General features: G+C 35.7%; 13 protein-coding genes. 6 read left to right on the forward strand and 7 right to left on the reverse strand.

Going from position 1 to position 15,068, the window contains the following annotated elements:
* The first annotated feature begins 31 nt into the window (after positions 1-31).
* The 3 genes from KUA55_RS14340 (at position 32) to KUA55_RS14350 (ending at position 3,863) form a co-directional block, all read left to right on the forward strand.
* Positions 32-550, forward strand: coding sequence for a GNAT family N-acetyltransferase (locus KUA55_RS14340; protein ID WP_218327075.1), 519 nt, complete (start codon positions 32-34; stop codon positions 548-550).
* A gap of 313 nt (positions 551-863) precedes the next feature.
* A complete protein-coding gene (locus KUA55_RS14345; protein ID WP_218327076.1) occupies positions 864-2,249 on the forward strand; it encodes an APC family permease in 1,386 nt (461 codons plus the stop codon).
* A 3-nt stretch (positions 2,250-2,252) separates the two neighbouring features.
* Entirely contained in the window at positions 2,253-3,863 is a 1,611-nt protein-coding gene (locus tag KUA55_RS14350; protein WP_218327077.1) for an amidohydrolase, read from the forward strand.
* Between the two features lie 178 nt (positions 3,864-4,041).
* Here KUA55_RS14350 and KUA55_RS14355 read toward each other — a convergent pair whose 3' ends face one another.
* Both KUA55_RS14355 and KUA55_RS14360 read right to left on the reverse strand, forming a co-directional pair.
* Positions 4,042-4,518, reverse strand: a complete 477-nt coding sequence (locus KUA55_RS14355) for a VOC family protein (protein WP_218327160.1) — start codon at positions 4,516-4,518, stop codon at positions 4,042-4,044.
* A 22-nt stretch (positions 4,519-4,540) separates the two neighbouring features.
* A complete protein-coding gene (locus tag KUA55_RS14360) occupies positions 4,541-5,380 on the reverse strand; it encodes an aldo/keto reductase (RefSeq protein ID WP_218327078.1) in 840 nt (279 codons plus the stop codon).
* Between the two features lie 127 nt (positions 5,381-5,507).
* Between KUA55_RS14360 and KUA55_RS14365 the strand changes: the two genes are divergently transcribed.
* The 3 genes from KUA55_RS14365 (at position 5,508) to KUA55_RS14375 (ending at position 8,451) form a co-directional block, all read left to right on the forward strand.
* Entirely contained in the window at positions 5,508-5,864 is a 357-nt protein-coding gene (locus tag KUA55_RS14365; RefSeq protein ID WP_218327161.1) for a winged helix-turn-helix transcriptional regulator, read from the forward strand.
* 137 nt (positions 5,865-6,001) lie between these two features.
* Complete coding sequence (locus KUA55_RS14370) at positions 6,002-7,021, forward strand: LLM class flavin-dependent oxidoreductase (protein WP_218327079.1); 1,020 nt, start codon at positions 6,002-6,004, stop codon at positions 7,019-7,021.
* A 161-nt stretch (positions 7,022-7,182) separates the two neighbouring features.
* Positions 7,183-8,451 carry a RidA family protein gene (locus KUA55_RS14375; protein ID WP_218327080.1) on the forward strand — a complete coding sequence of 423 codons (1,269 nt, stop codon included), beginning with the start codon at positions 7,183-7,185 and terminating at the stop codon, positions 8,449-8,451.
* 96 nt (positions 8,452-8,547) lie between these two features.
* Here KUA55_RS14375 and KUA55_RS14380 read toward each other — a convergent pair whose 3' ends face one another.
* The 5 genes from KUA55_RS14380 to KUA55_RS14400 are packed head-to-tail and all read right to left on the reverse strand — an operon-like array spanning position 8,548 to position 15,056.
* Positions 8,548-9,657 (reverse strand): ABC transporter ATP-binding protein, encoded by a 1,110-nt coding sequence (locus KUA55_RS14380; protein ID WP_218327081.1) that lies wholly within the window; start codon positions 9,655-9,657, stop codon positions 8,548-8,550.
* A gap of 36 nt (positions 9,658-9,693) precedes the next feature.
* On the reverse strand, positions 9,694-11,136 hold the full coding sequence (gene gtfA / locus KUA55_RS14385) for a sucrose phosphorylase (RefSeq protein ID WP_218327082.1): 1,443 nt from the start codon (positions 11,134-11,136) through the stop codon (positions 9,694-9,696).
* The gene (locus KUA55_RS14390) at positions 11,136-12,875 is read right to left on the reverse strand and encodes a glycoside hydrolase family 13 protein (protein ID WP_246601542.1); all 1,740 of its coding nucleotides are present in this window, start codon (positions 12,873-12,875) and stop codon (positions 11,136-11,138) included. Before KUA55_RS14390 ends, gtfA begins: the two co-directional genes overlap by 1 nt.
* A gap of 12 nt (positions 12,876-12,887) precedes the next feature.
* Entirely contained in the window at positions 12,888-13,718 is an 831-nt protein-coding gene (locus tag KUA55_RS14395; protein ID WP_218327083.1) for a sugar ABC transporter permease, read from the reverse strand.
* The gene (locus tag KUA55_RS14400) at positions 13,719-15,056 is read right to left on the reverse strand and encodes a carbohydrate ABC transporter permease (protein WP_218327084.1); all 1,338 of its coding nucleotides are present in this window, start codon (positions 15,054-15,056) and stop codon (positions 13,719-13,721) included.
* Between the last annotated feature and the right edge of the window lie 12 nt (positions 15,057-15,068).

Consider the following 15,068-nt stretch of genomic DNA (forward strand, 5'->3'; position numbering starts at 1 on the left):
ACCCTCATTTAAAAAATATCAGGAGCAAACTATGAATATCCATAAAATATCCAACAATAAAGAACTACTTGCCTTCCAAAACCTTTACTTAAAATCTTTCCCTGAAGAAGAACGTTTAGACTTCGAACTACTAAAGTCAAAGGCAGATGAAGGTAGAGGGAACTTTTTAGGGCTGTTTGATCAGCAAAACTTAGTGGGCATGATTTATTATTCTGAGTATCAAGGAACCATTTATATTTTCTATTTTGCAATTGATCAACAGCTCCAGTCTCACGGATATGGAAAAATCATGCTAGATTATATGTTTGAAACCTTTCAGCAGCACAAAATTATCTTACTTGTTGAAAAAATTAATTCGAAGGCTGAAAACAATGAACAGCGAATTAGAAGAAAAAAGTTCTATCTTAAAAATGGCTTTACCAGCAATCAGCAATTCTTACAAACTTTGGGACTTAATTTTGAGTTAATCCATCGCGAAGGAAATACCGCATATGTGGCTGACTATCAAAAAATTCGAGAATATTTTTACAGTGCTGCAAAAAATGATTAAAACATTAGCTAAGGTTTATTAAATTCCCTTCAAAAAAATGACTCTCACATAGCCAATACCAAACGATTCATTTAGTAATTTTTTTCACAAAATTATCACTCTTGAATTAGCCTTTTTGAATTGACTAAACTTCGTAAAACAATCTCAAAACATCTTATTGAATTGATCAATAAATCTGATATAATTCCTATTGTATAAATAAAAATACAAAATAAAATAGTTACAAAATTAAGAAGTAGGCCATTTTATGACCTACTTTAAATTTATATACATTTGTCAGAATTATTTGACATTAAAAAAGGGGGAAGTTTTATTGGAGAAGGAAAAACATTTAGAAAGTCTCGCTACAACAGAGACTAAGTTCAATCGGGAATTAGGCATTTTTGGTGGTGTTAGTATCATCGGAGGAATCATGATTGGTTCCGGTATTTTTTATTTGGGTTCGTATGTTTTACAACGGACAGGTATGAGTTTAGGTCTAGCTTTGCTTGCTTGGATTGTCGGTGGGTTAGTCACTTTATTGGCTGGTTTGTGTTATGCAGAATTAGGCGTAAGTATGCCTCGTGCGGGAGGTTCAACCGTTTACTTAACAGAAGCTTTTCATCCAGCTGTTGGATTTTTGAGAGGTTTTACTGATTGGTTGATTGGTGGTCCAGGTTCTATTGCGGCGATGGCAATTGCATTACCGACAGCCATGAGAAGTTTTTGGACTATCTCTGATATGCAAATTAAACTGATTGCAACTGCTCTAATCATTATACTGACTGTTTATAATTTATTTGGAATTAAACAAGGCGCTTTCTTACAAAATATTTCAATGGTCGCTAAATTAATTCCAATTTTAGTTATTTTATTTGCTGCCTTATTCTTAGGTAGAGAAAGTCCCGATTTATCACTGACTCCTGTCACAAATCCTGATGCTTCTTTTTCTAGCATTATCGGCATGATTGCTTTTGCAACAGTTGCCAGTCTATGGGCATACGAAGGTTGGACCAATCTGAATTCCATGACTGAAGAAATGAAAAATCCTAAGAAAAATTTGCCAAAATCATTAATTATCGGCATTGGTGGCATAACTGTTTTGTATACCTTATTTAATTTTGCTATTTATAAAGTGTTACCTTACGATGTGATTGTCAATAATATTGCTGATGGAAACCTATATTTAGGCACAGAAGCTGCCATTAGTGTTTTAGGAAACTGGGGCGGTATTATTGTATCTTTAGGGATGGTTCTAGCTATGTTTGGTGGCTTGAATGGCTTAACAATTGCCCAACCTCGAATGTATTATGCAATGGCTGTTGAAGGACATTTTTTCAAGTCCTTTGCGAAGTTACATCCAAAATATAAAGTACCTACTGCTGCTATGTTGGCACAAATGGTCCTATCGATAGTACTAGTTTTTTCACGTAATTTAGATCAATTAACCTCTTTGGTTGTATTTACAGCAATGCTATATAACTTATTAACAATTATTGCTGTATGGGTAATGAGAAAAAGATTCCCAGAGTTACAAAGACCTTATCGAGTCGCTGGTTATCCATGGACCGTCTTGATCACAGCTATTTTATTTATTGGATTATTAATCAACACTTTTACAGAAGATATCCAAAATGCTCTTTTAGGCATGATTGTTCAAGTGATTGGGATTTTAGTTTATTGGTATTTCGATCGACAACTTAAAAGAAAGAAGGCTTAAGCTATGCGTAAATTACTAATCGGCGGCAAATTTTATATTAATAGAGATCAATTTGCTGAAGCAGTATACATTGAAAATGATAAAATTATGGCTGTGGGCACCACCAATCATTTAAAAACATTGCCTTATGATGAAATAATTGATTTAACTGGAAAGACAATTTTACCTGGTTTGAATGATTCACATTGTCACATTTCCAGCGTCGGTGCAGCTTACTTACAAGTTGACTTATCTGATTGTCATTCAATTGATGAAATCATAGCCTTGACTAAATCTTTTATTGCTGATAATCCTGAGCTCACTAAGCACGGTGTAAGAACTATGGGTTGGAATCAAGATTTATTCACTTCAGGCGAGAAAAGATTGCTAAATCTTCAGGACGTTAATCAAATTTCAACTGAAATCCCTGTTATTTTAGAGCGTGTTTGTGGTCATATTTGTGCTGTTAATTCTAAAGCATTAGCTCTGAAAAACATTACAAAAGATACACCGGCACCTCGTGGTGGAACGATCGAATTAGATGAGAATGGCCAACCAAATGGTATTTTAACTGAAAATGCTGTTCAGTGGATTGAAGAAGTCATTCCAAATTATACCCCCGAAGAAAAAGTGAGCTTCATGGCTCAAGCATTAAATTATGCTGCCAGTGTTGGTCTCACCAGCGTCCAATCAAACGATGTCGCTGCTCCAAACACTTACGGAGACTTTCAATCAATCCGTGCTATTTATGAACAACAATTAACTAAAGTACGTTATCGCCATCAAATTTGTGCCTATTCTCCAGAAGAAATGGATTTCATCCTAAATAAAGAAGCATTAGAGCCAATTTATCAGGGAGGATTTTTAGCATTAGGTCCAATTAAAATGTTTAAGGATGGTAGTCTTGGAGCTAAAACCGCTATGATGCGTGACGGTTACATTGACGAACCGGATAATCATGGCGTTTGTGCTTTAGAATATGATTTACAAGTTGATTTGGTTAAGGCAGCTAGTCAGCGCGGATTGCAGGTGGTTACACATGTTATTGGTGATGGAGCCATTGCTGAAACTATCTCAGCTTATCAAACCGGATTTATCGATGGAAAAAATAAATTGCGTCATGCTTTGATTCATTGTCAAATTACTGATCGAGCATTGTTAAATGAAATCGCCCAGCAAGATATTGCTGTCTTTTTCCAACCCATTTTCTTAGATTATGACATGCAAATTCTTGAAGATCGTGTTGGGCAAGAACTAGCCAGTACTTCCTATGCTTTTAAAACCTTGGAAAATCTTGGTGTGCATATTGGTTATGGTACAGATGCTCCTGTTGAAGATTTAAATCCTTTTCCTAATATTTATGCCGCAGTCGCCCGCAAAAATAAAAATAATGAACCCGTTGACGGATTCTATCCAAAAGAATGTGTTGATCTTTATACTGCCATTGATGCATATACTATTGGCTCCAGCTATCTGGAATTTAAAGAGGATGAAAAAGGACGAATTGCAGAGAACTACTTAGCAGATTTTACGGTTTTAGATGAAGATATATTCAATATTCCGCTGGAAAAAATAAAAGATATTCAACCAAGAATGACTATTATTGGTGGAGACATTGTTTTTGAGCGTGAGTAATTTCTAAGCTTTACAAAGATAAAAACATCATTAAGAGGGAGCTGAAACTTTTTTAAAAGAGTTTCAGTTCCCTCTTGTTATACTTTTTTACTCACTTCCAAAACCTCATTTTACTGATAGTTGAAAACATACAACCATAAAAAAATCGTTTCTTCAAAAGAAGTTCGGTTTTTATCTTTTATTTTACTCTTGTAAAGGGCCCTTTTGGTGCAATTAATTCCAAATTTGTACCATCTGGGTCAGTAAAATAAGCAACTCCTGTTCCAAAACCAGCTTTCAACCCATCCTGTGCTTCAAAATAAATCGGCTCACCTTCTGGCTCAATACCAATTTCTTTTAAGCGAGCCATTGCAGCTGGTAAATCCTCTACTTCAAAACACATATGCATAGCGCTAATTTGATCATTTGAATAGTTGGCGCGACTAGATTGAGGTGTGACATATTCTAAAAGATCGATGTTCACATTTCCTAATTGCAAATTCGCATACTTAATTAACGTATCTTTTAGTCCTTGTGACTGAGCCATCCGCTCGCCGCCAATTTGATCTTGATTGGCAATTTTTTTCCCCGTTAAAGCTTCATAAAATATAATTGATTGTTCTAAATTACTGACGGTGATCCCGATGTGATTCACCAGTGAAAAACCTTGATTCATCATTTTATCCTCTCCTTTTTTATTAAAAATCAAATGTCATTGGATCAGGACCACTACGTAATCCTTCATCTAACTGATTTAGCTTTTCGATATCTTCAAGTTCTATATTAAAATCAAAGATTGCTGCATTATTTTTCATACGCTCTTGATGAATTGATTTCACTACAAGTAAAATTTCCTGTTGTACATCCCAACGCAAGATAATCTGTGCTGGTGATTGACCATATTTTTGAGCCAATTCAACGATTAGCGGATGATCAAGTAACTGACCTTGCATCAAGGGTGACCACGCTTGAATTTTAATCTTGTTTTCTGCAGCAAAATCACGCAGTTCTGTCTGTGCCAATTTAGGATGCAATTCAATTTGATTAATCACCGGCACAACTTTTGCGAAAGATAACAAATTCTTTAAATGGGAAATTTCAAAGTTACTCACACCAATGGCCTTAATTTTCCCTTCAGCATATAAATCTTCCAACGCTAACCAAGATTCTTTATATGCATCCTTCCCTGGCCAATGTATCAGAAATAAATCTAAATAATCTAACTGTAATTTTTCCAAAGACTCTACAAAAGATTGCTTCGTTTCTTCATAAGTTAAACGCGCATTCCAGACTTTCGAAGTTACAAATAAGTCTTCGCGTTTTAAACCAGTGGCCGCTAGTCCAGCTTTAATTCCTGCTCCTGTGCCTTTTTCATTGCCATAAATTTGTGCGGTATCAATCAGACGATAGCCATTTACTATTCCGTTTTTTACTACTTCCGCCGTTTCTTGATCAGAAATTTGAAAAACACCTAAACCCAATCCTGGAATTTTAATACCATTATTTAATTCAACTGTATCTGATAATTTTTGAATCATGTCATTTCCTCCTTGCTGAATACAGGAATTAATATATAATGAGAGTATATTTTTGTATAGTACGCACTTTAAAGTGATATACGCACTAAAAAGTTCCTATTGTGAAATGAAAGGATTTAAATAGATGATGACCAGCGAAAAAATTTACAATATAGGTGTAGAAGCCACTATGGAAGCCATTGGTGGAAAATGGAAACCTATTATTTTGTGTAACTTGCGCCACGGTGCTTTGCGAACGAGTGAATTAAAAAAGAAAATTCCCGGCATTAGCCAAAAAATGCTGACCCAACAATTAAGAGAATTAGAAGAAGTTGAGATCATAAACCGTAAAGTCTATAACCAAGTGCCTCCAAAAGTAGAATATTCATTAAGTGAATACGGCGAAACTTTGGGCACCGTATTAGACAATTTGTGTAATTGGGGAGAAATGCACATCAATACTTTACAAAATCAAGGTAAAGCTGTTCGCTTAATTTGTGACTAGTTAAACCTGTCTAAATTGGCAGGTTTTTTTAGTTTATATTATCTGCGAGAACAATCATTCGCCAATAATTTAAATCCATAGTAAGATAACAATTGTTATACATAATAAAAATTTCGAATAAAAAGGAGGAAATACATATGAAAAAAATTGGATTTTTGAGTTTTGGCCATTGGATGGATCGTGGTTCGTTGGTTAAAACGGCTAGCGAAGCTTATCTACAATCGATTGATTTAGCAGTTGAAGCTGAAAAAATTGGTGTGGATGGTGCTTGGTTCCGGGTGCATCATTTTGCACCGCAAATTGGGTCACCTTTTCCATTACTTTCTGCAATTGGCGCTAAAACCAGTACAATTGAAATTGGTACTGGCTTGATTGATATGCGTTATGAAAATCCTTATTACATGGCAGAAAATGCTGGTTTGACAGATGTTATTACTGAAGGTAGAGTGCAATTAGGTGTAGGGCGTGGGTCACCTGAGCAAGTTTTAGATGGCTGGAATTATTTTGGTTACGACTACAGTGAAGAGGAAATTAAAGATATTGCCCGTCAACGTACTTTAGACTTTCTGAAAATTATTGAGGGCAAACCCTTTGCTGAACCAAATCCGATGCCGATGTTTCCCCAAGATCCGGGAAAATTACGAATTGAACCTTATTCAGAAGGATTAGACAAACGCATTTGGTGGGGTGCTGGTTCACAAGAAACCGCCATTTGGGCAGCGCAACATGGAATGAATTTGCAATCTTCTACTCTAGTCAATCATGAATCTAATGAACCTTTCCACATTCAACAAGCCAAACAATTGCGAGCTTATAAAGAGGCTTGGAAAAAAGCGGGACATGATTTTGAACCACGTACTTTGGTGACTCGTTCAATCCAACCAATTACGACTGACTTAGATCTCAAATTATTTGGCCGTGACAATGAACAAGAAGATCAAGTTGGCTTCTTAGCTTATCATCAAAATCCATCCATTTTCGGACGCACATTTTCTGGTGAGCCGGAAAAAATTGTAAAAGATTTGGCTGAAGATGAAGCAATTAAAGAAGCTGATACTGTATTAGTAACTATTCCTAATACTTTAGGCGTCGAATATAATCTTCATTTATTAAATACTATTGTAAAAGACATCGCCCCTGATTTAGGTTGGCGCTAAACAATGATAAATCTCACTCAATTTTGGGTGAGATTTTTATTTTTACAATTATTTTTAGTTTAAATAAAAATAATTTTATGAAAGCGTTGACATTAACGGCTATATACCTTAAACTTTTTTTAAATACCAAAAAATATTTTAGCTAGAGAAAGGAATTATTTATGACCAAAGACAACGTAGTATTAGCAAGAAACACTCAAGAGGCACCAATCGACAAATTTGCTTCACAGTCAGTAGCTTTTTCTCATTACAACAATCTTTCCGCTCAATTACCGATTGATCCTCAATCTGGCAAATTAGTAGCTAGTGGTGTCACGGAACAAGCTGAACAAGCATTTAAAAATGTTGCTGCCATTGTTCAAAGTATCGATCATGTGATGAGCGATGTCGTTCGTTTAACTATTTTTGTTAAAGATTTAAGAGATTTAGATGCAGTTGATGCAGTCTATAAAAAATATTTCGCTAATTACTTACCTACTCGAACTGTTGCAGCAGTTGACGCATTACCGTTAGATGCCTTAGTTCAAGTAGAGGCGCTACTTTCAAATGGCGAAGGCACTATTCCAAACGCACCACAAGCAGGTGATTTAATTAAATTAACGAATCACACTGAAAATGCCCCAGCTGATGTATTGTCTAGTCAAATTGTTGCTTTTTCTCATTACACAAATCTCTCTGCACAATTACCAATTGATCCAGAAACAGGTCGGATAGTAGCTGGTGATATCAAAGTTCAGACAGCTCAAAGTTTGAAAAATATTAAATCAATTTTAACTAGCGTAGATGTTCCGGTAGACGATATTGTTAAAATTACAATTTTCGTAAAAGACTTAAGCCAAATGCCAGCAGTTGATGAAGTGTATAAAACTTTCTTCCCAGATTCAGCTATTGCTAGAACGGTTGCTTATGTACCAGCACGGACAGTTGCTGTAGTCAGTGATCTACCGATGGGTGCAGATGTTCAAATTGAAGCGGTGGTTTCTTACGGTGATGGCACACCGCCACAAGCAATTGAAGATCGACATGGTTTAATTTTAGAAGCCAACAATACAAATGACGCTTGCAAATGTCCATTGGCTACGCAATCAGTTGCTTTTTCTCATTACAATAATATTTCTGCTCAATTGCCAATTGCACCAAATACAGACGATGTTGTCTCTGGCGGTATCAAAGCACAAACTGAACAGTGTCTGAAAAATATTAAAGCTGTCATCGAAAGCGTCGACCACGTGATGGCTGATACTGTGAAAATCAATATTTTCGTAAAAAATCTTGCAGATATGGATGCTGTTAATGAAGTGTATCAAAACTTCTTCCCAGAAGGCACACCTGCTCGCCGAGTAGTCGGTGTTAGTGAATTACCAAAAGGTGCTTTGATTCAGATGGATGCAATTGTTGGAAATGCTGAAGGCACACCGGCATTGGTTTAGAATTTATCTACTTCTAAAAAAAATTAAGAGGCATCTTATTCAGAGATAGAATAAGATGCCTCTTTTTAGTTGGTATTTATCAAAATAGTTTCGCCTTTATGGCAAAGTAATGACCTCTTCTGTTTCAGCATCGAAAAAGTGTGCTTTATTCATATTAAAAGCCAACTCAATCATCTCACCTGGTTTATGGAAATCACGAGCGTCTACTTTAGACACAAATTCTGTCGCACCTGTTTTGGTATACAACATTGATTCGGCTCCAAGTAATTCAGAAACCACGACTTCTGTTTTTACCACTGATTCTGGCGAAGCATCAATCACGACTTGTTCACTTTGAATAGCTTCTGGTCGAATACCAAAAATTAAGGATTTACCTTCATAACCTTTTTCTTTTAAAATTTTATTTTTTCCTTCTGGGATACGCAAATGCAAACCCTGTTCGTCATTAATGAATCCCGCTTTTAAATTAACCGAAAAGAAATTCATTGCCGGTGAGCCAATGAAACCAGCTACAAAAACATTTTTAGGTGTATTGTAAACTTCTTGTGGTGTACCAACTTGTTGAATAATACCATCTCGCATAATCACAATTCGATCAGCCATTGTCATCGCTTCAGTTTGATCATGGGTGACATAGATGGTGGTCGTACCCAAACGTTGATGCAATTTGGCAATTTCAGCACGCATTGATACACGTAATTTCGCATCTAAATTTGATAAGGGTTCATCCATTAAAAAAACTTTCGCATCTCGGACAATAGCACGACCTAAAGCGACCCGCTGACGTTGCCCACCAGACATGGCAGCTGGTTTTTTCGCTAAATATTCAGTCAATCCCAGAATTTCAGCGGCATTTTCCACACGTTTTTTAATTTCTTCTTTATTATATTTTCGCAATTTCAAACCAAAAGCCATGTTATCAAAAACAGTCATATGAGGATACAGAGCATAGTTTTGAAAAACCATGGCAATATCACGGTCTTTTGGTGCAGCATCATTCACCACTAAATCACCAATCATTAATTTTCCTTCGGTAATATCTTCTAAACCAGCAATCATCCGTAAGGTGGTCGATTTACCACAACCTGATGGTCCGACAAAAACAATAAATTCCTGATCATTGATTTGCAAATTAAAATCTTTTACGGTGGACTCGGTTGCCCCATCATATTTTTTATAAATATGTTCCAAAGTTAACTGTGTCATTGTCTATTTCCTTTCTTAACCAGTCGTTTTCTAACGCTAAATTGAAAGTGTCTGTCCATTTTGATAAATCATAAACTCTCTTGTCGACAAATCAGCTATTAATTTAACTTGCTGCGTTTGTGTTCTATTTTGACGAATAATTTCAATTTTTTGATCTGTTGGAGTTTCGACGGTAATGGTTCCATTCAAATCAAAGGCGTCATGAGTATTGCGAAATGCCAATAATTTCAATAATTTTTGCACAACTGGTCGCTGTACTTCAGTAGAAATTTCATTTAAATCATAATAATGACGATTAATATTTCGACCTTCTTTGGTTGCTTCTAACAAAGCGATATCATTTTTACCTGCCAACAAACCGACATAATAAATTTGTGGAATTCCTGGGGCAAAAATCTGTAATGCTCGTGCTAATAAATAACTGTCATCTTGTTCGCCTAATGCACTGTAATAAGTACTATTGATTTGATAAATATCTAAATTATTGTAACTGGCCGAAGAATAGATTTTTTTAACGTTGGCGCCGACCTCGTAAAGCTTCTCAGAAGTATAATTTAATTCCTGATCCGTCAATAAATCTTTAGCATCTACTACACCAATTCCATCATGAGTATCGAGAGTTGTAAATTGTTTCATTGGACATTTTCTCAACCAAGCCGCTAATCTTTCTGATTTACCACTATAGATCCCATGTAACACTAACATTGGCAACGCAAAATCATAGATGAAATAATCGTGTTGGGCAATTTTAAACTGAATCGAATAATGTTCATGAATTTCTGGCAACAACTCAATCTGGTATTTGTGTGCTTCTTGCCGCACTTCTGCTAATAATTCCCAAATATCTGGTTCTACAAAGAAATCATTGGTATCCAATTTTTTTATAGCATATGCAAATGCGTCCAAGCGAATGATCGAACAGCCATGACTGGCCATGTCTTGAATCGTTTGACGAATAAATTGTTTCGTCACTTCTCTGGTTACATCTAAATCAATTTGTTCTTCACCAAAAGTATTCCAAACCTCTTCCACACTACCATCTGCAAAATGAACCGCCTGAAAAGGTGCTTTATCTTTACGTTTGTAAATCAAATCAATGTCAGCTTCTGTCGGTCGATTTTCAGGAAAGAATTGATTGATTCGAATAAACATCTCTTTATATTTAGAATCTTCATGCTTGTTTTTAAAGTCTTGGAAAAAAATTGATTCTCGAGAAATATGGTTGATCATAAAATCAAACATCAAGTAATACTTTTCCCCTAGTGCTTCAATTTCTTCCCAAGTTCCAAAACTTTCATCTACCACGGTATAATCCCTAGGTGCAAAACCACGATCACCAGTTGAAGGGAAAAATGGCAATAAATGAATCCCGCCAATCGCTTCAGCTAAATACTTGTCCATTACTTGCTCAAGTTCACTTAAATTTTTTCCCAGGCTATCTGCATAGGTAATCAACATTGCTTTATTTTCAATCGCCATTATTTTGACTCCTCTGACTTTTTACCTAACACTAGACTCCCGTAAGGCACCAGCTTTATTTGTTCTAGATTAGTTTGATAAGCTTGATTTCCAATTAATAATTCATAGCTTCCATCTAATTTGACGATTTGATGATTCGCTGAAAAGTTAACAATAACTAATACTTCTTCCTCAGCTGTACTACGTTTATAGGCAATAATTTCTTCTTGCGGAACTTCGTAAGGAACAACTTCACCAAAAATAATTGCCTCTTGGTACGGTCCTGCTTGACGACGCAGTGCGATTAATTTTTGATAAAAAGCTAAAACTGACTGGTCATCGTTTAATTCTGCCTCTACATTAATCGTTTGGTAATTTGAATTGACTTTTATCCATGTTTGCTCGGCTCCAGAAAATCCAGCATTTTTTTGATCGGACCATTGCATCGGTGTGCGGTTATTGTCCCGACTCCGTAGATACATGCCTTCAAAAGCTGCTTCAGGACTCATACCAGAAAGCATTGCTCGACGATATTGGTCGTGGGTGGCAATATCATCATAATCACTCATCTCGTCCATCCGAATATTGGTCATACCGATTTCTTGTCCTTGATAAATAAATGGTGTACCTTGCAGCATCATGAATAATGTAGCCAGCATTTTTTTACTGTGATCATTTTGATATTCATTAGGCAAATATTTATTGATTGAACGTGGCTGGTCATGATTTTCTAAATACTTTGCCCCCCAACCAAATTTTTGAGTCGTTAATTCATTTTGTAAAATATTTTCTTTTAATTCTTTAACAGTCCAATTGCTTTGTAAGAACCATTCTCCTGTTTCAGGAACATCGATATCGGTATAGCTAAAATCAAAGATCATTCGAAAATAACCATCTTCACCAATATAACGACTCAATTGATCTTCTGGTACATCAGCTTCGGCAACGGTCAGCGCATTATATTTTCTGAAAGTTCGTTGGTCAATTTCCGCTAACCATTCTTCGATCCCTGGTTGGTTCAAAATCCAATGACCGATAAAGGCTAACCCATCTTCACCGTCAGCCGGTAATTGTCCATACTCAATTCTTTTTTTCAGATTTAAAATAGCATCGATTCGAAAGCCACCTAAACCTTTTTCTAACCACCAGTTAATCATATTGATACATTCTTCTCGTACTTCGGGATTTTCCCAATTTAAATCTGGTTGTTTTTTTGAAAAAGCATGTAAGTAAAACATATTTTCTTCATTTGGAACTTTTTCCCAAGCAGAACCACCAAAATAAGATCGCCAATTATTAGGGGCTTGTCCATCAATCCCTTTTCGGAAAATATAATAATCCCGATATTTACTGTTTGGATCAGTTAAAGCTTCTTGGAACCACGCATGTTCATCCGAAGTATGATTAACCACTAAATCCATTAAAATTTTAATTCCTCTTGCATCAGCTTGTTCGATCAATTGATCCATGTCTTGATTGGTACCAAACATTGGATCAATTTGATAATAATCGGCAATATCATAGCCGCCATCATCCATCGGTGACTGGTAAACCGGACAAAGCCAGATAACATTCACGCCTAATTCTTGAAAATAATCTAATTTGCTAATAATTCCTTGAAGATCACCTACACCATCACCATTTTGATCCATAAAGCTACGGGGATAGATTTGATAGACAATCGATTTTTTCCACCATTCTTTTTCATTCATATCAATTCGCGTAAAATTTGTTTGTTTGAGAGTTTGTATTTCAGTCATAAATTTCTCCTTTTAGCCTTTTACGGCGCCATTGGTAATACCTTCGACATAATATTTTTGTAAGTAGATAAATAGTAACGTAATCGGTACAGCAATTAATAAACAACCGGCAGCAAATGTGGTATACATCGTATTAACCGTCGTTTGATTAATCATGGAATACAATCCAATGGATACGGTATATTTTGGTACATTGTCTCCCATAATTACTTTCGCGAAAATGAAATCCATCCACGGTTGCATGAAGGCCATCAATGCAGTATATACAATGATTGGTTTTGACATAGGTAAAGTAATTTTAGTGAAAATTTGAAATTTTGTTGCGCCATCAATCATTGCTGATTCATCCAAAGATTTTGGAATCGTATCGAAAAAACCTTTTGCAATATAGAAGGTTAACGCTGCTGTTGATGAATAAATTAGCACCAGTGCTAGTAAAGTTTGTGTCAGATCAAAAGCCTTCAAAATATAATAAACGGCAATCATGCTCATAAAAGCTGGAAACATATTCAAGACCAGAGCTGTCTTTAGAATGGTCTTTTTTAAACGAAAACGTAAACGCGATAATACATAAGCCATCGAAACAGTAATAAAGGTACTTAATAAACAAGAACAAATCGATACGATTAAAGTATTCTTCAACCACAGCATGAAAGGAAAATTGGCATTGTTGCTAAAAAGATATTTGAAATTTTCCAAGGTGTATTCTTTGGGGAAAATATATGAAACAAACTGCCCACTTTCGCTACGGAAGGCGGTTAAAATCAACCAGAAAATTGGAAACATCCAAACTACTGCCAGCAGAACCAACAATAAATTGGGCCATAATATATGTTTTTTCATTTAATTACTTCCTTCCTTATAAGCATTGGTTCTGGTATAGGCAAACAACGAAAATACAGCACTCAACACAAATGTAATAATCCCAATAACCGACGCCAAATTGTAATCTGCTGATTCCACAGTTAACTTGTATAACCAGGTCACTAACAGATCGGTGTCGCCAGCGCCATAATAATTACTATTTGACGGACCGCCACCGGTTAATAGGTAAATTACATTGAAATTGTTGATGTTACCGATAAATTGCTGAATCAAACTTGGTAGCATCACAGATAAAATTTGTGGAAAAGTAATAAAGCGGAAAATATGAAAGCTATTAGCTCCATCAATCCTAGCAGCTTCTAGTTGGTCTTCTGGTAAATTAATTAAGATCCCAGTAGAAATCAACATTGTTACGGGAATCCCAATCCACATGTTAACGACAATAATTGAGACTTTTGCTAATAATGAATCGGTTAAAAACGGTATCGGCTCGGTGATCCAACCCCAATTTTCCAACAAAGTATTGATTGGTCCGGCCGCGTGCAATAAATTTTGCATCACTAACAAAGAAACAAAAGGTGGTACTGCCATAGTAATAACAAAAATGGTTCGCCAAAACTTTTTAAATTTGACACCTTTTTGATTAATTAATAATGCCAACATGACGCCAAAAAAGAAACAAGTAATTGTTGCAAAGAAGGCCCAAATTAATGTCCAACCTAGCAATGGAAAGAAAGTTCCAGAAATATCTCCATTTAAGACATTTTTAAAATTGACTAACCCTACCCAACCAAACAAATTTCGTGGCGGTAAGTGATTGTGATCATAATTTGTAAATGCTAAGAGAATCATATAAATAATCGGCATAACCGTAAACACAATCGCACTAATAACCGGAATCGATAATAATGTTAAATGGAATTTCCCATCTAATAAATTTTTTACGTCTTGAATAAAAGAAGGTATCGCCAACTTTTTTTCTTTTAATTGCTGTGCCTGGAAAGCACTTTGAATATTTGAGCGGTAAAAGAAGAAAAATAAAACCACTAACATACAAGTCATAATACCGTAAATCAACATAATCATGGAATTATCTCCAGGAGTTCTAACAAATATTCCTAAATTCCGATTGAAATTCCATGCTTGCTTTTGCGTACCTAAAGTCAGCATTCCTTGTAAAAACCAACGACCTTGCGTCAGCATAAAAGCTATAAAACTAATTTCTCCTAATAAATACAACAACCCTTTAATGCGTTGTCCTTTTTCAAAGTTGCCAAAACCCATCAAGATAAAAGAAAGTCTGGTTCCGCGATCTCCTTGAGAAAAGATATTTTTTAATTTCATACTTTTTTGCATCCCATAACCTCC

The organism is Enterococcus alishanensis (assembly GCF_019218635.1).
In the GTDB taxonomy this organism is placed as follows: domain Bacteria; phylum Bacillota; class Bacilli; order Lactobacillales; family Enterococcaceae; genus Enterococcus_A; species Enterococcus_A alishanensis.